The sequence below is a fragment of the Psychrobacter sp. NPDC078501 genome (genome assembly GCF_044900935.1).
In the GTDB taxonomy this organism is placed as follows: Bacteria; Pseudomonadota; Gammaproteobacteria; order Pseudomonadales; family Moraxellaceae; genus Psychrobacter.
Genome location: NZ_JBJDOS010000001.1, coordinates 99,955 through 120,489 on the forward strand (window position 1 = coordinate 99,955; position 20,535 = coordinate 120,489).

Annotated in this window: 20 protein-coding genes; 11 read left to right on the forward strand and 9 right to left on the reverse strand. The window is 42.6% G+C overall.

What is annotated here, in order from left to right:
- Position 1: 1 nt before the first annotated feature.
- From ACI2IW_RS00375 to glnE, 4 genes are all read right to left on the reverse strand, one after another.
- Positions 2-868: a glycosyltransferase gene (locus tag ACI2IW_RS00375; RefSeq protein ID WP_102092193.1), complete on the reverse strand. Its 867-nt coding sequence runs from the start codon at positions 866-868 to the stop codon at positions 2-4.
- 103 nt (positions 869-971) lie between these two features.
- On the reverse strand, positions 972-1,808 hold the full coding sequence (locus ACI2IW_RS00380) for a glycosyl transferase (protein WP_189584980.1): 837 nt from the start codon (positions 1,806-1,808) through the stop codon (positions 972-974).
- Positions 1,809-1,914: 106 nt separating this feature from the next.
- Positions 1,915-2,844 carry a branched-chain amino acid transaminase gene (locus ACI2IW_RS00385; protein WP_404692283.1) on the reverse strand — a complete coding sequence of 310 codons (930 nt, stop codon included), beginning with the start codon at positions 2,842-2,844 and terminating at the stop codon, positions 1,915-1,917.
- A 376-nt stretch (positions 2,845-3,220) separates the two neighbouring features.
- Complete coding sequence (gene glnE / locus ACI2IW_RS00390) at positions 3,221-6,085, reverse strand: bifunctional [glutamate--ammonia ligase]-adenylyl-L-tyrosine phosphorylase/[glutamate--ammonia-ligase] adenylyltransferase (RefSeq protein ID WP_404692284.1); 2,865 nt, start codon at positions 6,083-6,085, stop codon at positions 3,221-3,223.
- Between the two features lie 408 nt (positions 6,086-6,493).
- On the opposite strand from glnE, the gene tusD reads away from it, so the two are divergent.
- The 4 genes from tusD to ACI2IW_RS00410 all read left to right on the forward strand — a co-directional run bounded on the left by tusD (position 6,494) and on the right by ACI2IW_RS00410 (position 8,083).
- Complete coding sequence (gene tusD / locus ACI2IW_RS00395) at positions 6,494-6,955, forward strand: sulfurtransferase complex subunit TusD (RefSeq protein ID WP_404692285.1); 462 nt, start codon at positions 6,494-6,496, stop codon at positions 6,953-6,955.
- A gap of 67 nt (positions 6,956-7,022) precedes the next feature.
- Entirely contained in the window at positions 7,023-7,346 is a 324-nt protein-coding gene (locus ACI2IW_RS00400) for a hypothetical protein (RefSeq protein WP_101204423.1), read from the forward strand.
- A gap of 54 nt (positions 7,347-7,400) precedes the next feature.
- Positions 7,401-7,730 (forward strand): hypothetical protein, encoded by a 330-nt coding sequence (locus ACI2IW_RS00405; protein ID WP_404692286.1) that lies wholly within the window; start codon positions 7,401-7,403, stop codon positions 7,728-7,730.
- 8 nt (positions 7,731-7,738) lie between these two features.
- Positions 7,739-8,083: a TusE/DsrC/DsvC family sulfur relay protein gene (locus tag ACI2IW_RS00410; protein ID WP_224737920.1), complete on the forward strand. Its 345-nt coding sequence runs from the start codon at positions 7,739-7,741 to the stop codon at positions 8,081-8,083.
- A 135-nt stretch (positions 8,084-8,218) separates the two neighbouring features.
- On the opposite strand, the gene ACI2IW_RS00415 is transcribed toward ACI2IW_RS00410, so the two are convergent.
- Positions 8,219-8,779: a tRNA (cytidine(34)-2'-O)-methyltransferase gene (locus tag ACI2IW_RS00415; RefSeq protein WP_404692287.1), complete on the reverse strand. Its 561-nt coding sequence runs from the start codon at positions 8,777-8,779 to the stop codon at positions 8,219-8,221.
- Positions 8,780-9,035: 256 nt separating this feature from the next.
- On the opposite strand from ACI2IW_RS00415, the gene ACI2IW_RS00420 reads away from it, so the two are divergent.
- Positions 9,036-9,176 carry an entericidin A/B family lipoprotein gene (locus ACI2IW_RS00420; protein WP_057759705.1) on the forward strand — a complete coding sequence of 47 codons (141 nt, stop codon included), beginning with the start codon at positions 9,036-9,038 and terminating at the stop codon, positions 9,174-9,176.
- Positions 9,177-9,277: 101 nt separating this feature from the next.
- On the opposite strand, the gene hemW is transcribed toward ACI2IW_RS00420, so the two are convergent.
- Positions 9,278-10,582: a radical SAM family heme chaperone HemW gene (gene hemW, locus ACI2IW_RS00425; RefSeq protein ID WP_404692591.1), complete on the reverse strand. Its 1,305-nt coding sequence runs from the start codon at positions 10,580-10,582 to the stop codon at positions 9,278-9,280.
- A gap of 138 nt (positions 10,583-10,720) precedes the next feature.
- Positions 10,721-12,028: an RNA-guided endonuclease InsQ/TnpB family protein gene (locus ACI2IW_RS00430; RefSeq protein ID WP_372887704.1), complete on the reverse strand. Its 1,308-nt coding sequence runs from the start codon at positions 12,026-12,028 to the stop codon at positions 10,721-10,723.
- A 74-nt stretch (positions 12,029-12,102) separates the two neighbouring features.
- Between ACI2IW_RS00430 and tnpA the strand changes: the two genes are divergently transcribed.
- The 5 genes from tnpA to accC all read left to right on the forward strand — a co-directional run bounded on the left by tnpA (position 12,103) and on the right by accC (position 17,056).
- On the forward strand, positions 12,103-12,501 hold the full coding sequence (gene tnpA, locus ACI2IW_RS00435) for an IS200/IS605 family transposase (protein ID WP_372887702.1): 399 nt from the start codon (positions 12,103-12,105) through the stop codon (positions 12,499-12,501).
- Between the two features lie 158 nt (positions 12,502-12,659).
- A complete protein-coding gene (locus ACI2IW_RS00440) occupies positions 12,660-13,139 on the forward strand; it encodes an EVE domain-containing protein (RefSeq protein ID WP_201547304.1) in 480 nt (159 codons plus the stop codon).
- Positions 13,140-13,529: 390 nt separating this feature from the next.
- A complete protein-coding gene (locus ACI2IW_RS00445; protein ID WP_179797481.1) occupies positions 13,530-14,897 on the forward strand; it encodes an MATE family efflux transporter in 1,368 nt (455 codons plus the stop codon).
- A gap of 240 nt (positions 14,898-15,137) precedes the next feature.
- Positions 15,138-15,569 (forward strand): acetyl-CoA carboxylase biotin carboxyl carrier protein, encoded by a 432-nt coding sequence (accB, locus tag ACI2IW_RS00450; RefSeq protein WP_102092842.1) that lies wholly within the window; start codon positions 15,138-15,140, stop codon positions 15,567-15,569.
- A gap of 125 nt (positions 15,570-15,694) precedes the next feature.
- Positions 15,695-17,056, forward strand: coding sequence for an acetyl-CoA carboxylase biotin carboxylase subunit (accC, locus tag ACI2IW_RS00455; RefSeq protein ID WP_057759692.1), 1,362 nt, complete (start codon positions 15,695-15,697; stop codon positions 17,054-17,056).
- Positions 17,057-17,184: 128 nt separating this feature from the next.
- Here the strand turns inward: accC and ACI2IW_RS00460 are convergent, their stop codons facing one another.
- Both ACI2IW_RS00460 and leuA read right to left on the reverse strand, forming a co-directional pair.
- Positions 17,185-17,820, reverse strand: coding sequence for a hypothetical protein (locus tag ACI2IW_RS00460; protein WP_296207714.1), 636 nt, complete (start codon positions 17,818-17,820; stop codon positions 17,185-17,187).
- A 217-nt stretch (positions 17,821-18,037) separates the two neighbouring features.
- Positions 18,038-19,822, reverse strand: coding sequence for a 2-isopropylmalate synthase (leuA, locus tag ACI2IW_RS00465; RefSeq protein WP_296207712.1), 1,785 nt, complete (start codon positions 19,820-19,822; stop codon positions 18,038-18,040).
- Between the two features lie 221 nt (positions 19,823-20,043).
- Between leuA and ACI2IW_RS00470 the strand changes: the two genes are divergently transcribed.
- On the forward strand, positions 20,044-20,532 hold the full coding sequence (locus ACI2IW_RS00470; protein ID WP_404692288.1) for an Lrp/AsnC family transcriptional regulator: 489 nt from the start codon (positions 20,044-20,046) through the stop codon (positions 20,530-20,532).
- Positions 20,533-20,535 lie beyond the last annotated feature (3 nt).

Consider the following 20,535-nt stretch of genomic DNA (forward strand, 5'->3'; position numbering starts at 1 on the left):
ATCAACGTTTAAATAATTTTGCAAATAGTGATTTAGAAGCCTTTGGTCGAGTCACTTTATTGCCTATATATCCTTGTTGTGATTTTTTTGGAAAACTACCAAATGGCTCAATTCGATAACTTTCTAAATCATATCCAGCAGTAAGCGCTTCATTATAGTAGGTATCGAAAAGATCGACCAAATCCTGTCTTGGATGTGGTAATACTTCACCATCAAACCAATGCTCAATCCCTTCCTCACTCACTCTAGGTAAGGAGTACTTATGGCTGAATTGTGTGCCCATATCCGAATAATGCAAAATTTTGATTTGTTCTATTGCTAAGTCTTCACCATCGATACAGTTATAACTATTTTGATAAGGCTCAATCAGTTGCGTATTTTTCTTAAACAAAGCCATCATTTCTTTGTGACTTTTGGGATCTTTTTTAAGTTTCTCAATAGGCAAAACCACATTTTTTGCAGCATCGCAATCCCAAACACAGGTACATAGACGAGTCATATCGGCATTTGCTTTAGCGGCTACTATAGACTGTCCTTTGATAGGATGCTGCCATAGCTTTGCTAGATCGTCTAAAATAACAACATCAGCGTCCATATAGATCGCACGTCCAGAGTAATTGCAATACTCTGGAATCGCCCATCTAAAACCAGAAAAAGGCGTTGACCACTTAGTAGTATCCCAGCCCTTACCAGTCTCAGGATTTGAATACCAGTAGCTATCCGGATCGCGCGATAACTGCATCCATACTATTTCCACTGGCATACTAGTATGTTTATGAATACTATAATCTAGAACCATCATCTGCTCTAAATCACAGTTATTTGGGTCACAGCCAACAAAGACTCTGATGGTATCATTTGTTTTCATAATTCTATCCATTCACTGGGTCATGCTTCTATCTTCACGAATATAAAGATAGAAAGCATCAATACTAACGTTTGCTAATATGGTAATAACTATAAAGTTAAATCTATTCTTTCCAGTACTTTTCAATCCACCCTACTGGTAAGATAAAATGACGCAAATGGCGCAATGGGCGTTTCAAGTTTTTAGGCTCAGTAAGTCTTTTTAGATGGTCTTTAGCATTATTGGCGGCGTTTTTATTGTATCTGCCTTCAATAGCATGCGTAGGATACAAATCACCTGGGAAAATGACAATACGAGCGCCTTTAGGAATCTTCGGTTCTTTGATGTAGTTAAGCGGAAATGGTTGGCGACATTTACGTCTAAAGTGTGCCACCCAAGCTTTTGGAAATAGTTTTACACCACCTGGTGCATTGCGGGTGACAAAGCGCTGCTCAAAACGATATTCATCAGCGATACCTTGTGGATCAGCTTTGAACTTCTCTTGGAGTGAAACAAGTGACCCTATCTGAAATCTAAAACAAGAAGTCTGTCCTAAGCGCTCTAATGGATTACTCGGGTTGTAAGACAAGATAACATCATCTGGCTCGCCATACTCAAAGAAAGGATCGAGGCTATCGACGATAATCACATCCAAGTCTACAAATAATACTGTCCCTGTTAAATCGCCAAGTTTTTCGCCCCACAAACGAGATTTAGGCCACTTTCCTAACGTATTCGTTGGCATAGTGACATCTAATGGTGGCAGTTCTTGACATTCGATTTCTGGACGTACATCAGTCGTATCATCCGTAAAACACACAAAACGAAACGGCGGGGTGATATTACGAGATACCATACCATATAGTTTATTGGCGTAATCAGCACCGTACTTTGTACCCCATTTAATACAAATAATTTGTTTGATATTATTATTATCGGCTGTACTAGAATCTATTGGCATTGACTGCTCACTTTAATCGTATGAATAAATATGATGGCTATATTAGCATAAAAAAAAGACTGAACAATTATGTTCAGCCTTTTTGATCTTTAAAGTAACGTCATTATTAATCAATAAAGCTCAACCAGTCCATATATTTCTCATTACGACCATGAACTACATCAAAGTATAGGGTTTGTAGTTTTTCAGTCAACTCACCGCGGCTACCATTACCGATGATGCGATCATCATATTCACGAATAGGCGTCACTTCAGCAGCAGTACCTGTCATAAATATCTCGTCAGCCAAGTAAAACTCATCACGAGTGATACGGCGTTCGATAACATTGATACCTAGGTCAGCCGCGAACTGTAAGATAGTACGACGGGTAATACCGTCTAATGCTCCACCTGATAGGTCTGGCGTATGTAGCTCACCATTTTTTACCAAGAATAAGTTCTCGCCTGCGCCCTGACATACAAATCCTTGTGGATCCATCAAAATAGCTTCGTCATAGCCATTACGCGTCACTTCTTGGTTTGCCATAATAGACACAGGATAGTTACTAGAGGCTTTAGCCTTACACATAGTCACGTTTGGCATGTGGTGCGTATATGATGACGTTTTTACACGGATACCGTTTTTGATACCTTCTTCACCAAGGTAAGCACCCCAATGCCAAGCAGCAACCATTGCATTGATGCTGTTGTCACGTGAAGACAGGCCAAGTTTTTCTGCACCTACCCAAATAAGCGGACGAATATAAGCTTCTGCCAAGTTGTTTTGCTTGACCACATCCTTATGTGCTTGCTCTAAAGTGGCAGCATCAAAAGGTACGTCCATTTGGAAGATTTTGGCTGAGCCAAGTAGACGCTCGGTATGTTCTTTTAAGCGGAAAATAGCAGTACGATTATCAGCTGTTTGGTAAGCGCGTACGCCTTCAAACACAGCCATACCATAATGCAAGCTATGTGTAAGCACATGAACTTTAGCATCTGGCTGTTCGATCATCGTGCCATTCATCCAAAGCTTACCATCTTGTGTTGCCATATTCATTTTATTGTCCTTATGCTAGCACTGACGTCTAACTTTTTTTAGGTAGGTTTTATTTAACAGTATTGATCAACATCGTATGATAACACCGCAGCGTCAATTTTTATTGCCTAAACAACAGCTTCATTATGACGAACGACTGACAGTATTATGATGATGTGTGACCGATTATATCACTGGCCGTCTTGGCAAATGAAATCTTTTGGTTTAGCACCATATGGTTTTTAATTATATCGTTTCTAGCTACCAATTCTATCCATAGTTTTCGTTTATAGCTTTTATTGATAGCTTTTGTTCATAGCTTCTATTTATCGTAACGCATGACAGTTTAAGTGTCTCTTGGACTATCGGCAAGGCCTTAATCATACAAGTTTCGATATTACTCGTCGTCTGTCTCCACGCCCATGAGATGCTGCCACTGTGACTGTACTAACGCTCGCGTCTCCTGCCATAATGACTCATCAACGAGCAAAGACTGCTCTGATAGTGCTAACTGATGCGTAGCAGCACGTATTCTTAGATAGGCATCAGTCAAATCCTGACAGACTTGGTCATCCCAAATACCAAGCAAGGCAACTTCTGCAAAAATTCGCACATTATCGCTCCATTTGGTCAAACTTGGATATTCATGCGAGTAAGCCAATACGGCAAACTGTGCTAAGAACTCAATATCTACAATCCCGCCTGCATCTTGCTTAAGATGAAACTTGCCCGCTTCCTGCTGCCATTGGCTCGTGCCTAGATGTTTTTGCATTTTGATACGCATGCTGGTGACTTCACTACGTACTTGATCCATTGTTCGTGGCAACGACAATACATCGCGGCGAATATCACAAAAGCGTGCAGTGACTCGTTTGTCTCCACAGATTGCGCGAGCACGTACCAGCGCTTGGTGTTCCCATGACCATGCTTTATCCATTTGATAGGTTTCAAAGGCATGACAAGACACGACCATCATGCCAGCATTTCCTGAAGGCCGCAGGCGCATATCAATCTCATAGGCACGGCCATCACGGGTTTGAGTATTGAGATAATTCATCAGTTTTTGTACAAGACGCGCGGCAAACTTCATACCACTGACTGATTTTTCACCAGTGGTCATGCCTTGCTCTTTTATCTTGTGTAAGAATACCAAGTCCAAATCTGAAGAATACGATAACTCTAAGCCACCAAGCTTGCCATAACCGATAATCGCAAAACCGCAGTCCGCTTCAGTGACCGGATCGCCATCTTGGCCAATAGGATACCCATAACGGTTAACAATCTCTGCAAAAGCGCGCTCTAACGCTGCTTCTAGTACGACTTCAGCGATATAAGTCAATGAATCCGATACTTTCATAATCGGACGCTCAGCCAATACATCACTAGCAGCGACCGCCAACACTTGATTCTTTTTGAACAGTCGCAGGACGGTCAACAGCTCTTCTTCATCGTTTGGCTCGACGCGTAGCAACTGTTGGCGCAAGATATCACGCAGCTCACGTTTATCTGGCAGATGGCGATAACGCTGCTGCAAAAATGTATCCAATAATACAGGATACTGAGCCAACTCTTTTGCGATCCACGGGCTAGCAGACAGCATTGGAATCAGCTCAATCGTTGCATTGGGGTTCTCAGCAATCATGACCAAGTAGATAGAACGGCGGCAAATCGCTTCAAGCAGTGAGATCAATCTCGGTAAAGCAGTATTGGCAAGTTGCTGCTGCTCTTGATGCGCTAACAATGCATGGACAATGACAGGATATGCGTCGTCTAAGCGCTCTCTGGCCTCATCACTTAAGTTAGCCACCATTTTTGATTGCCAAAAGTTCTGTAATAACTCGCGATTTTCTTCTGTCAGCACTTCATTTAAACGGGCAATTTGCTCATCTAAGTGCTCTGGATCTAGATCGGTGTCTTCGTTATCAGGTACTTGGCGCTCAGTGACCATACGCTCAAACGGGTCATTGACATGCTCTCGATGATGGTTAAGCTGATCTAGCAATGCACGCCAATTTGCAAAATTCAGCGTCACTGCTAGATTATGCTGCCACTGCTCATCGTGAGGTAAGCGCTGGGTCTGTTGGTCATTAATCGCTTGAATAGCATGCTCAAGCCGACGTAAGAACCGATACGCAGCTTGTAAGTTATCGTAGGTTGACTGCTCTAGATAACCAAGCTCACGCAACATTTGCATTGCTTGCAAACAAGGTTTGATTTGCAGCTGTGGATGCCGGCCACCATATATAAGCTGAAAGGCCTGTACGATAAACTCAATATCTCTAATGCCGCCCGCGCCAAGCTTAATATTGTCCAAGTCTTCACGCTGTGCAACTTGGTTTTGAATAAGAGACTTCATCTCTCTCAGTGCAGAAAACGCACTATAGTCCACATAATAACGAAAAACAAACGGTTTAATCAGCGCTTGTATCTCTTCATAAAATGGCTGGTCTATTTGTCCGACTACGCGTGCTTTTAACCAAGCAAAACGCTCCCATGCACGCCCATGCATCGTAAAGTACTTTTGTAATGCGGACAGATGAATGGCCAAGTCACTTCCATCACCCCATGGACGTAAGCGCATATCTACTCGAAAGACAAAACCATCAGCGGTCTTGTTATCAAGCAGTTTAATAATGCCTTGACCCAATCGAGTCATAAAGCGTTTGTTATCTATGCTACGTGTGCCTTTTGCTTTACTGCCATTGGTCTCGCCGCGCGCTTGATGCACAAAGATTAGATCAATATCACTCGATAAATTCAGCTCTTGCGCACCAAGCTTACCCATGGCCATAATCGCCATATCATCAATCTGTACATTGCCTTGTTCATTGATAAAGGTCGGCTCGCCATATTTAGCAACCAAGTGCTGATAAGTGTAATCTTTAGCAAAAGAGATACAGCCATCTGCAAACTCAGACAACTCATCGGTCAGTTGCTCCAGACTGATCGTCTGCAAGGCATCTTGCCAAATCCAGCGCATCATCAGTAGCGTGCGCAAGTGACGCAGACCACTCATGACCTTGATTTCATCAGCGAGTTGATAGTTCTCATCTAGCGTATAATCTTGTATCAGATCATCGATTTGCTGGCGGGTCAGCGTACTATTCAATGGATAGCTACGCAAAAACGTCTGACATGAAACGGTCCGACTTTCCCAAATCTGATAAGCAAATTCGCTCGCTGTCTGCAGGACTTGCAGTTGTTCTACGGTAGGCTGATAATCTGTACCATTGTTCACACGTGAGGGCATAGCAGGTAACATAGTGACAAAAACTCCTTACATAGAATGGTAAGACTACGTGAACCTAGCTCATAAGTTTATTGTTTTTTCTTACGAGGCAGTCACAGCATCAAATAATAATACTCAGTGTGCCTACACTTGAGATAAAACCACGTTAAATAACAGTGACTCTATTTGGTTTGCGGCGCTTTATGTTAGCATAAACAACTTTGATAGAGACGACGCGCCGCTCTTTTATGACATAACGATATTTGACGTGACAGTATGATCCGCTGTATGTCGCATTATCAGTATAAATTCTGTTTTCTGTCACGCAAATTTGCACACAAGCACTATAATAATAACGACCAAATTACTTTATACAAAGCATTTATAGCAACTCGGCCATAATTTTTAAACTCTTATTTACAATATGTGATACCGCGCCCTATGACGACCACTCCCCCGTTACTACTGATTACTGCTGACCCTAGTCACCCATTGGCACGCTTGGCGTTACGTTATGCACGCGCCTACCTGAAGAACGCAGCGAATAGTCATGATATTGATAACAATGACACTAATAGTACACGCAGCAGCGATAATGCTACCTCTGAACCACCTCTGCTCAATGTCTTTTTTTATGGCGATTCGGCTCATATAGCCAATCGATTGCGTTGGCAGTCAGCCGATCAATTAGACTTGACCAAAGAATGGCAGTCTTTGGCTGAGCAGTATCAATTACCCCTGCCTGTCTGTGTCAGTACAGCACTTAGCCGCGGTGTGAGTGATGTAGACAACAGCTCACGCCATCAGCTTGACGGTGCCAATCTTGCGACAGGGTTTACGTTAGTGGGACTCAGTGAGCTTGCGATGATGATGCAGGATAACTGTCGTTTGATACAGTTTTGATAGCGTGTCGTTTGATAGTTTGTCTATTGAGATCACTGGTAGCGGTAACTATTTTTAGGAATACATAATGAGATTATTAATTCAGCTGCACACGCCCACTGAAGCAGCAAGCTACGAAGGTTGTGCACTTGCGCTAACTCTAGCGACATTTGGTCATGAGGTGCAACTGTTCTTAGATGCGCCTGTCTTTGGACTATTGATGCAATCTGACTCGCGGCTACATGGCATGATTCAGTCACTTGAGCTTTACGATATGCCTGCAGCTTGGCTACCTGATGATGTCTTTAGTGGCTGGGTCACTGGTATGTTGCCGACAGATCTGGCATCACAGCTCACACTCGTGCCAGAGGTCATCAATTCGCAAGACTTTGAGCAGATACTTACCTTTTAAGACGCTGTATAACTTAGATTTATAAAATAATAAAGCACGTAATCGGACACTTTTATGGCAACTTTATATCAATTGCATAGCACGATGGATACCCTTAGACGCAGTACTGAAGAGATGTCTCGCACTTGGCGCACGGGCGACAGTATCCTCTTGCTTGGTGCTACCCCTGCTTTTATCGATTGGCTCAATGCTTATTTAAATGATAGCGATATAGATGGTATTGCTGGTATTTACGCATTAGCAGATGACATCGAACAGCTCACAGCAAATACAACTGGCAAGCTTAATTTAGAGACTAAGTTAACTGCTATTTTAACCGACGCAGAATGGGTGAATCTGATTCAAGACAGTTCGTTTGACAAAGTGGTGACGATTGCCTTATGAATAATGACATGACCACTCACAACGCTGCATTATCAGCGGCTGATATCGAATTAGATCAAGATGGCCATCTATGTGACCATACGATTTGGACACCTGTTATCGCGCAGCAATTGGCAGACACACTAGAGGTCAATCTGAGCGATGAGCATTTAGAAGTTTTGCAACAAGTGCGCGCGTTTTTTGACAAATTTAACCACGCGCCAGCAACCCGTCCACTAATCAAATGGCTACAAAAGACTTTGCCAGAACTTGATATTAGCAATCAAAAGCTACAGCAATTGTTTAATACAGGTTTAGTCGCGCGTCATGTCAATCGCTTGGCAGGATTACCCAAACCACCAAACTGTTTATAAGTACTTTATAAGCGATAAGATATGATCGACGTCGCACTAGAAAATTATCATATGTGCATGAGCAGCATCTAATATTTTACTGCTCATTGAGTACGCAAATACTTTTAAGTCTATAGTTATTGCTTTGTAGAATCGCTATTTTGGGTCGTAGACTGTCAATGTCTCATACCCAATACTACGACCTTCATCGCCTGAAAATCCTTGCTGTCGCCATATCTCGTACAGACAAATGGCTACGCTATTTGATAAGTTCAAACTACGCGAGTCAGCTAGCATGGGCAGTCTTAGCCAATTATCAGCACCAATATCTTCACGTATATCATCTGCCAGACCTGCTGTCTCAGAACCGAAAACCAGCGCGATATTGGGCATAGTAGCCTTATTAGATGCTTCAGAGTCCGAGTGCTTACCAAAGTCATAATCGTAGAATGGTTTGCTCAACTTAGTCGTCAATGCCGTTACGACATGGCAATCAGCGGCTTGTAGAGCTTGTCTCGCAGCTGTCCAATCGTCATGCACTTGCAAATGAGCATATTCATGGTAATCGAGACCTGCGCGGCGTAGCTTTTTATCATCAAGCTCAAACCCTAACGGTCTCACTAAATGCAGCTGTGTTCCACTATTGGCACACAGTCTAATAATATTGCCAGTGTTGCTCGGCATTTTTGGTGCTACTAGCACGATATGGATGGTCATTCTTACTCCACAAATATTCAGCGCTCTATTATTTAAATTTATGAGCGGTAGGTAATCGAAAGTTACAGTTTACTGCCAATAATTACATTTTGATACTGTGCAGCGTTTTTAACTTTCACTATGATGTCTGTAATGGATAACGCGATAGTATTTATGTATGACTGTCTCATCCAATACCCCTTCAGTGAAGCTTAAGCACACGCTTAGCGTCACTGTTGTTATTTATAACCATTCATTTATCTTTGAGGATACTATTATGAAAAAAGTAATCATCGCATCTTTAACTGCTATGTTCGTTCTAACTGGTTGCAACACGTTCAAAGGCTTTGGCCAAGACGTATCAAGCGCTGGTGATGCTGTAACTGGCGGCGCACAAGAAGTACAAAACAAAATCTAAGGTCTGCTTTTTTTAGATTTTCAAAAGGGCTTATCATTCACTTGATAGGCCCTTTTTGTGTTCTTACTTCGCTGTTATTAAACAATCGCCCAAGCACGATTTTATAAAAACGCGCGTAATATCTGATTGAGATAACGCTGTCCTAATACGGTCGGTTGCAACTGCGTATCACTATCTACCAACAACCCTTGTTTGACCAAACTGTTTACTTGTTCAGCAATACTATCAAGCGTTAACCCAGTTCTCTTTTCAAACAGTGACCAAGCAACGCCGCCATGTAAGCGTAGTGCGTTTAGCATAAATTCACTCACTAGCTCTTCTTGATCAATCGCTTGCCAGCCAACCATTTTTGGTACGTTTTGAGTGCTCTTGGATTTTTCTGTCTCTATATCTCCTACATAATCTTTTGGCAAACGTGATTTGCTAAAACGATAGATGCCAGATTCTGCTAATAAATCGTTTTCCGATTTATCATTTTCTTTTGACGGTGCGCTACCTCTGTCTGCGTGACAATCAATCGTCACTTTACCATGTGCACCAGCACCTATTGCTAAATAGTCGCCAAACTGCCAATAGTTGATATTATGACGACATGGTTTGTCTGACGCACCTGCCCATGCCGACACCTCATAATTGCTATAACCTAATTGCTGCAATAGCGCTTGCCCTGCTTGTTCAATATCTGCCAAATTGTCTTCATCAGGTAAAATAGGCTGGCTACGGTAAAATACGGTATTTGGCTCAATAGTCAGTTGATACCAAGAGATATGCGTTGCACCAGCATTATGCGCCATTTGGATATCTTCTAGCGCTTCATTCATGGTTTGCTGCGGTAGACCGTGCATCAGGTCGACGTTGACCCGTACAAATCCAGCCGCTTTGGCAGCGCGAATTGCTGATAACGCTTGCACAGGATCATGGATACGCCCCAGTACCTTTAGCTTATCAGCGGCAAAGCTCTGTACACCGATAGACAGACGATTGATACCAACCTCTAAATACTGCGCAAATGGTGCATGCTCAAGCGTGCCAGGATTGGCCTCCATCGTGATTTCAATGTCTTCTGCAAATTCAAAACACGTACGTAAACCAATAAACAGTCGCTGATACTGAGCAATGGGTAGCAAAGACGGCGTACCACCACCAATAAATATCGAACCAATCTCTCGGCCCTGAGTTAAAGGTTGCTGCATCGCGGCATCTAACAGTAACGTATCAACATATTCTTCATACATGGATAGCTCACTGTCCATCGGTAGCTCATGCGAATTAAAATCGCAATAAGGACACTTCTTCACACACCACGGAATGTGAATGTAAAGAGACAATGGAATGTCGATCACGTCTACCGCGATAGTATCCGTCGTTGGTTCAGTAAGACTTAACGTATTCAGGTCGTTCGGCATGCTGTCTGTATTCACTTTGGGCATAAATAAACTTATTTTGTAGTGAGCAATAATGATCGATATCAAAAGTAACGCTAGGTTGACATACTCCCACCACTTTCGCGAAGCTCAAGTGGGGAATTCTAAAAGCAAACGCTCTTAGGCGACTTTCTCACGAAGGTCGCTTGTTTTCTGTTTCAACGGGCGACCTTTACTGCATCCTCCCTCCGCAGACAAAACGGCATGTCCTGCCGCTAATATGTTACGAGCCGCATTAAAATCAGCGTTCGCAACATACCTACATTTGATGCACTCAAATTTTGACTGAGTTTGTCTGTTATCGACAGCGATATGTTGGCATTCAGAGCAGGTTTGGCTAGTGTAGCGTGGGTTTACCTTAATCAGTATCCCACCGCGCCATTGCTGCTTGTACTCAAGCATATTGACCATCATGCCCCAGCCTTGATCTAGGATGGATTTATTTAATCCTGACTTGGCTTTGACATGACGACCTTTATTCTCCACCGTACCACTGGCTGATTTCGACATATTGGCGACTTTTAAATCTTCACAAGCAATCATGGCGTGGCTTTTGCTGATGCTGGTGGTGATCTTATGCAAGTAGTCATGTCTGATATTGGCAATGTGGCTATGGAGTTTTTGAATCTTGCGGTTTTGCTTTTTCCAGTTTTCACTGAATTTTACTTTTTTCGCCAATCCACGTTGCAGTTTGGCAAGTTTGAGTTGATTGGTTTTAAAGCTGTTTTTGGGTTTAATATATTCACCGTTTGAGGTGGTGAGTAGTTTACTGATGCCCACGTCCAAGCCAATAGCGCTTTTAGAGGGGTGACGAGGGTTCTCTGTCAGCTCGTGCTCTGTGCCAAACGACACATACCAGCGACCTGATTTCTTGCTAATGGTGACATTTTTAATCGTGCCAATAATGTCTTGCGATTTTCTAAACTTCACCAAGCCCACGCCATTCGGTAGTTTTACTCGATTGCCCTTAACACGGCAGTATTTATCAAACTGAACTAACCGAATTGAGTCACGCCCATCGGATTTGCGCTTAAATTGTGGCATCAACGGGCGTAGCTGGATTTCTGTGCCATCAGCCAGTTTAAAAAACTTGGGTTTACGAGGTTTCTTTTTATTTTCTTTCAATCTGGCATGTACTTTAGGATTAAAGAAACGTGACCAAGCCGATGCAAGATCACGTACTTTTTGTTGTAAAGAGACAGCGTTTGAGCTGCTTTTTAAGAACTCGAAATCAGGATTGCTCTTTAGATCCATGATTTTATTAACGAGGTTCGTGGCATTGATAAACTCATCTTTAGCAAACATCTCAAATGAGATCACTAGCATTTGATTCCAAACAAAACGTGCAGAGCCGACAAGATTATTTAGAACAATCTCCTGCTCTGCATTAGGCTCAAGCCTAAATTTATACGCTTTGTTGATTTTCATAAATGCGTTCTTTATTAATGAGTGTGTGTTTGATATTATGCTTATAATACTAGCATTTAAGAGTTTTTATTACAATGAGTGAGATATATAAAAACCGCCATGCTGCCTTTAATCTCCACGTTCATTTGGTTTTTATTACTAAGTACCGAAAAAAAGTTTTAGGTGAGCTGCATCATAAGTATTTCAGTGAGTGTGTCACTGAGGTATGCAAGAGCTTTGATGCTGAATTAAGAGAATGTAACGGTGGAGCAGATCATATCCACATGCTTATCCAGTACCCGCCCACGGTGCAATTAAGCAAATTGGTTAATAACTTAAAATCAGTCACAAGTAGACGAATGAGGGGTGATTTTATTGATTTAAGAGCAGCTTATTCCAAGCCTGTGCTTTGGTCACGCTCCTACTTTGCAAGCTCTTGTGGCGGTGCGCCATTAGATATTATTAAGCAATACATTCAGAACCAGCGAGGTTAGCCAGTGATGCGAAATTCACCTCCACCCTAATGTCAGGTGGAGTCCTCTTTGCTTTTTTAAGATAAACTATTCAAGACAAGTTTGAAAGTGAGTTAATAAAAACCTCGATAATTTTAAGAACGAATTGAAAAATAAATAAAAAATCAAAGGACAGATGTATGGCGTATTGGTTAATGAAATCCAACCCTAAATTTTTTGGTATTGAAGATTTGCAGCGCTTGGGCACCGACGGTTGGGACGGCGTTCGTAACTACCGTGCGCGTAACTTTATGCGTGATGATATGAAAGTTGGTGACAAAGTGTTCTTTTATCACTCTAGCGCCAAGCCGTCTGGAGTCGCTGGTATCATGACAGTTACTACAGCAGGATATCCTGATCCTACTCAGTTTCACCCTGAGCATCGTCATTATGATCCTATTGCGACTGAAGAGGAACCTCGTTGGTATATGGTCGATCTCACTTTTGAGCAAGCTTTTACAGAGGTGTTACCACTATCAGAGCTAAAATTTTTGCCAACTTTGGAAGATTCGTTATTACTAAGGAAAGGATGTCAGCAATTAACAGTGATTCCATTAGAGCCCAAACATTGGCGAGCAATTATGGACATGGTGGAGACACTTGAGTTGTTGCCGGAGTAAACTTATTAAATCATCTCTGAGCTATTGGCTATTGGCTATTGGCTATTGGCTATGAAATAGAGTACAAAAAACCTAAGATTAATACTTACATAGCGGTGCTAAAGCGTTGACATCATAGTGTGGCTTCTTTACCATCTTACTATGTATATGACCTGTCAATCCACTACTTGGATCGACGGGTTATTTTTATTTTAGTGTCTTTACTTTTATTTTCATACTCTGCCTATCTACTCATGCAACATTATAAGCTTGCTCATATTATTTATCGGAGTATTATCGTCGGCACTACTCTCCTCGCTGCGTCAACCTTAGTCGATTGATAGCAGTGTTTGTTTATTAATAATAACTACCTTAATAACAATTACCGCAAAGAATAAAAAGTTGCTTACCATGGTTTTTCCATTGTCTTTCAAAGATTTTAAAAGCTATAGCTTACGTCTAGGCGTACTTGCCCTCCCTATCTTAATTACTCAGTTTTGCCAAGCCGCACTTGGCGTGGTCGATGCCATCATGGCAGGTCAAGTTTCGGCGCTTGATTTGGCTGCGGTAGCCGTTGGCTCTGGTATTTGGCTGCCGCTGTTTTTATTGGCCACAGGTGTGCTTATCGCAACCACGCCTCTGATTGGTGAAGCGATTGGTCAAGACCAACACGGGCAAGTACCGCATATCACGCAGCAGTCCTTATGGACCGCAGGTGTCATTGGCATTATCGGTTTTATCATTGTCAATTTGGCTCCCAATGTTCTTGGCATTATGGGTGTACCAGAAAACATTCAGCCGATAGCGACACAGTATTTACATGGTGTCTCATTTGGTTTCCCAGCGCTCGCTGTATATGCCGTTCTACGCAGTTATTGTGAGGCATTGGGTCGCCCTGAACCTGTGACTGTCATTAGCATCATTGGCCTGCTTGCAGATATTCCTTTGAACTATATCTTTATTCATGGGTTATTTGGCATGCCAGAAATGGGCGGTGCAGGCTGCGGGGTGGCGACAGCATTGGTGTTATGGATAAATGTCCTATTGCTTGCAGCCTATACTAGCTTTACAAAGCGCCGCGAATTTGTGAGTACGCGATTTTTTTATGGCTTCTCTAGCCCCAATCGTACACAGATCAAAAAACTGCTGAAACTCGGTATCCCTATTGGCATCTCTATTTTCTTTGAAGCCAGTTTATTTAGCTTAGGCGCACTCGTCATTAGCCCATTGGGCGAGCTAGCAACAGCATCGCATCAAGTGGCACTGTCAGTGACCTCACAGCTATTTATGATACCGATATCGGTCGCCATGGCGCTCACTATCATGGTCTCCAATCGATTTGGCCAAAAAAACCTATTAGCACTGCGCCAAGTGCAAGCTACTGGACTGGTATGGACCGTATTGATCGCTTTGACCTGTATGCTTGGAATATGGCTATTCAGACCAGAACTGGCAGCAGCATTTACGGATAACCCAGAGGTCAGAGCCCAGTCTATGCATTTGCTTATCTTTGCACTCGCCTATCAGTTATTTGATGGCTGGCAGGTTAACGTCGCTGGTATATTGCGCGGCATGCAAGACACTACCATACCGATGTGGGTAACGCTCTTCTGCTATTGGTTAGTTGCCCTACCACTTGGCGTCTATCTAGTGCGTTTTACTGACGTTGGTGCACAAGGGTTTTGGATGGCGTTGATTACAGGTTTGTTCTTATCATCTATTTTACTTACTTTGCGTCTACGCTATCAGCAAAAACGCTTAACTGTGCTATGGGGTTAAGCCAATTGCTTATGGATTGAATTTTATAATCATTATTAGCGTCATTTGATCATACAGACTATGAAAAATCGTGGATATTTTCTTGCTAAAGAGATGGCTTACGTCAAAATATGTAAAAATTCTCAGTTAACAACTGTACATTGATTGCTCATTGCCCTGAATCTAGGTATCATTAGCAATTAATTAGACAATATTTAGTTACACTATTTCTCGAATTTAGTACAAGGCCAGATAAAAACTATGGATATTGAAAAAATACGCACCCTCATCGCCCTTATGGAAGAAAGTGAACTGGTTAATTTAGAAATCAGTTCTGACGACGAGCATATCAGCTTAACTCGTCACTATGACGCGCCTGCGCCAACTATGATGGCTGCCCCAGCTGCGAGCGCTGCTCCTGCTGCCGCTGTCGAAGGCAAACCTGCAGAAAAAGCGGGTAGCGTTGAGTCTTCACCAATGGTTGGTGTTTTCTATTCAGCACCAAGCCCTAATGACCCACCATTTGTGAAAGTCGGTCAAAAAGTTCAGGCAGGTGATACTTTAGGTATTATCGAAGCTATGAAAATCATGAACCCGCTTGAAGCGACTCAAAGTGGTATTGTTGACGAAATCTTGGTAGATAACTCTGAAGTCGTACAGTTCGGTCAACCTGTCATACGCTACAAAGCGTAACGATATTTGCCATACTTTATTTCATTATGGCTGACTTTTGGTATATATACCGCGTCAATGCTAAACAACCTGATGCTATGTATCGAAACTCAGTCAATGACTGACGCTTCGACAAGGATGAACCCATGATAAAAAAATTGCTCATTGCCAACAGAGGTGAAATTGCCCTGCGCATCGTCCGCGCTTGTAAAGCGCTAGGTATCGAAACGGTAGGTGTCTACTCTACTGCGGATGCCAACTTGATGCACTTGCGCTTTGTTGATGAGGCAATTTGTATTGGCAAGCCTAATGCTAACCAAAGCTACCTTGATATCAATACCATCTTAACTGCTGCTGAAATCACTGGTGCAGATGCTATCCATCCTGGTTATGGCTTTTTGTCTGAGAATGCTGAATTTGCTGAACAAGTAGAAGAAGCAGGATTGACCTTCGTTGGTCCTAATGCTGATCATATTCGCCTTATGGGCAACAAAGTTTCTGCCATCAACGCTATGAAAAAAGCTGGCGTACCAACTGTACCTGGTTCAGTTGGCGCTGTGACCCTGCATAATGCTGAAGAGCAAGCCCGCAATATCGGTTTCCCACTATTGATTAAAGCGGCTTCTGGCGGCGGTGGACGCGGTATGCGTGTGGTTGAACGCTTTGACGAATTAATTGGTCAGGTACAAGCGGCCAAACAAGAAGCTGAGCTTTGGTTCGGTGACGACACTGTCTATATGGAGCGCTATCTGCAAAACCCGCGCCACGTAGAAGTACAGGTACTAGGCGATGGTAATGGTAATGCTATCCATCTATATGATCGTGATTGCTCATTGCAGCGTCGCCATCAAAAAGTTCTAGAAGAAGCACCTGCCCCAGACATCCCAGATGATGTACGTGAGCCAATCTTAAAGGCGTGTGTAAAAGCGTGCGAGCTTGTTAAGTATCGCGGTGCTGGTACGTTTGAATTTTTGTTTGAAAATAACGAGTTTTTCTTTATTGAAATGAACACTCGTGTACAGGTTGAGCATCCAGTGACTGAGATGATTACTGGTATTGATGTTGTGGTCGAGCAGCTCAAAATCGCAGCTGGTTACGGTCTGTCTTATCGCCAAAGCGAGATTGAGATCCAAGGTCATGCGATCGAATGTCGTATTAATGCCGAAGATGCAGCAACTTTTGTACCTTGCCCAGGCACTATCAGTCAATTGTTCACGCCAAGTGGTTCTGGCATTCGCTTTGACTCTCATCTATACCCTGGCTATGAGATACCGACCTATTACGATTCATTGATTGGTAAGCTTATCTGTCATGGTCAAACTCGTCAGCAAGCCATTGCTAAGACAGTACATGCCCTTGATGAGCTGATTATCGAAGGTATCAAAACCAATATTCCTTTACATCGTGATGTGATTTTGGCGGATGATAACTTTACTCGTGAAGCGCAAAATATTCACTATCTCGAAAGAGAGCTGCTGACTGCGAATAAAGCTAAAAAAGACTCGTAGGCTAAAATACTTATAGAGTTCGCTAAGTTTAATTAAAACAGCACATAAAAAACCGCTATTAATATAGCGGTTTTTTTATGTCATCAATAAGCTGTCAATCATACACAAAGTACAACGAGCATATCTAATTATGGTAACACTCTATTGAAGTTCATAAAGCATTCGTTACCATCAGGGTCAGCGCACCATTGCATCTGGTTGCCATCATGATTGATAAATGCAATCAACGCTTCATCAGTCTGGTCGATCTGATTGCCTGAGCAATCTACTTCATTATTATCATAAACAGTCTTGATTGCAATAACTGGCAGCCCTTCTTCACGGTGGGTGACCAGATAGCGTCCGTATGTCCACTCTTTGCCACTGACAGACCACATCTCATTATCCGCACCAAAGTTATATAGCTCGCGGCACTGGTTAGACTTACCAACTGATGCAAGTAAGTTTTTACTAGTAGTTGGTTGAATGTTTAGAACCCGCTCTTCACTTTGAGTCAGGACACCGCCGTCCATGCCTGTCGTTACCTTAGGCTCTACACTGCTTGCTTGTTGCGCACTATTTGATGCCGACTGGTTAGCTTCCGCTTCCCTAGTCATCATGGCGTGAGTAGAATGAGCGCTACTGTCCAAGTCTATTTCCCACTGTCCAGCAATGGCTGGACTAATATGAGTGGTGATGGTCGGCTTGGTAATAGTCTCACCGTTTGCAGGCAATGAAGCCAAAATAGATGCCAGTGTGAATGAAGCAAATGAGATAGGTTCCATAATTAACCTTTTATTTATAATATTTTAATATACACATTAGCGTAAGTCTTAGACACCAAAAACACAAGTAACATTATGCTATTGCTCATAAATCTATAGTTGAAATGGCGCAGGTATTTATGGCAAAAAATAACGCCATCGCTTTACTTGCTAGAGACAAGGAGCGATGGCGTTATTAGCATACAGAATTTTGCGTGATATCAATGACTACTTAACACTAAGCAGCTTCTGTATTTAGCGCTTGAGCAAAAGCTGATAACGCCCCTTTTAGCATGGCTGACACCGTACTGCTGCAAGTACCGATGCCTGAATACACTTCACCATCAACATTTAACTGAATGTAAGCAGCAGCATTGGCATTGGTTTTGTTATCACTATTGGTATCATCATCGATACCATTACCACTGTTATGATGCGGGTTAATCGCGTGCTCTGCATAGTTAATAATATGTAGTGATTTGCCCGTATGCTGTGCAAGTCCGTCAATAAACGATGATAATGGACCGTTACCTGTGCCATCAATATTAATGGTATCGCTATTCATCTGCACCTGACCACTAAAGTAAACCGTGCCGCCTTTATTGTTGACGCTATAGTCTAGTAGTTCAAACTTACCCTGCTGCAAGTAAGTATCTTCAAAGGTCTGCAAGATTTCATCATTCTGCAACTCGCGTGCCGCTGCTTCAGCTTGTTTTTGTACCACACGACTAAAGTCAATCTGCATCCAACGTGGCAAGTTAAAGCCATAGTTACGCTGCAAGATATATGCGACGCCGCCTTTGCCTGACTGGCTATTGATACGTACCACATCTTGATAGCTACGCCCAATATGTGCAGGATCAATGGGTAGATAAGCCACATCCCAGACATTGTCTGTTTCGCTCTGATTACTTTCATTATAGTCGAGAGATTTTTTGATAGCATCTTGATGTGAGCCACTAAATGCCGTGAAAACCAACTCGCCCACATAAGGATGACGTGGGTGCAATGGTAGGTTATTGCATTCGCTCACAACCTGTACGATTTCACTCATGTTGCTAAAATCAAGCTCAGGATCGATACCTTGGCTAAACAAGTTCATGGCCATGACCATGATATCCATATTCCCTGTACGCTCACCGTTACCAAGCAATGTACCTTCGATACGATCTGCACCTGCAAGCACACCCAATTCAGCTGCCGCTACCGCACAGCCACGGTCATTATGGGTGTGCAAGCTCACAATCACGTGCTCACGCTGCGCTAGATTGCGGCAGAAGTACTCTACTTGATCAGCAAAGACATTAGGCATAGAAGCCTCGACTGTCGCTGGCAAGTTAAAAATAACCTCCTGACCCTGCTGTGGTTGCCACACGTCACACACTGCATCGCAAACCTCTACGGCATATTCAGTTTCTGTCTGGCTAAAGCTCTCTGGCGAGTACTGAAATACCCAATCTGTCTCAGGGTACTTTGCTGCATACTCTTGTAATAGCTTGGCACCTGTAATAGCAATCTCTTTGATTTCAGCTTTATCTTTGCCGTAGACTTTTTCGCGTTGTACACGGCTGGTTGAGTTATAGACATGGACAACCGCACGTTTAGCACCTTTTAATGATTCAAAAGTACGGGCAATCAAATGCTCGCGCGCTTGTACCAATACTTGTAGCGTTACATCTTCAGGTACGTGGTTTTCTTCAATAAGCTTACGCGCAAAGTCAAACTCTACCTGCGCTGCTGACGGAAAACCAATCTCAATCTCTTTAAAACCAACATCTACTAAAGTCTTAAAGAAGCGCATTTTTTGTTCAATGGTCATCGGATCAATCAGTGCTTGGTTACCATCACGCAGATCCACACTTGCCCATATCGGTGACTTCTCAATCGTCTTGCTTGGCCAAGTACGATCTGGTAGCGATGGCGCAAATGCAAATGGACGGTATTTACGGAAGTCAAAAGCGGCACTTTTTGGTGTAATCTTTGCAGTCCCTGTGGCTGCAGTGTGCGTGGCTTGGTCAGACATAATCAATCCTTAGATGATATGGTTGTTTATATATTTAGCTAGGCGATTAGCTGTTGATTAGATCAGTATTTATCATACGAGATAACTAGTGTTCATACCATAATAATATCAAAGTTTAACAGAGAGAAACCTGCTTTCTTTTACTTTATTTTCTGTTATTTTAGTGGAAAAACACAATTTAGACATTATAATCGAATAAATTCACTATTAAGGCTTGAGAAATGCCAGACAATCATATTGATAGTATAGGGACTGCAGATATAGACGAGATAGATAGACAGTTGCTACGCTTATTGCAAACACAGGCGCGTATGAGCATTACTGAACTCGCTGAGCGCGTCAACCTGTCTGCCACCCCTTGCGCACGTCGTATCAAACGCTTAGAAGATGCGAACATTATCACTGGCTACCATACCAAAACTGATGCGCAAAAACTTGGCTATCCGCTAGCCGTGTTTATCGCTATTAGTATGGATCGTCATACAGCAGAACGTTTCGAGCAGTTTGAACGCAAAGTTCAGAGCTTTGAAGAAGTCATCAGCTGTAGTATTGTCACAGGTCGCACCGAAGACTATCTGATTAAGGTCAGAGTACGTGATATGACACATTACGAAGAGTTTTTATTACATCGCCTCAATCGTATCGAAGGCGTGGCTCAAGTTCATACCAGTTTTGAATTACGAGAAGTATTTAGCCGTAGTGTGGTTTAGACG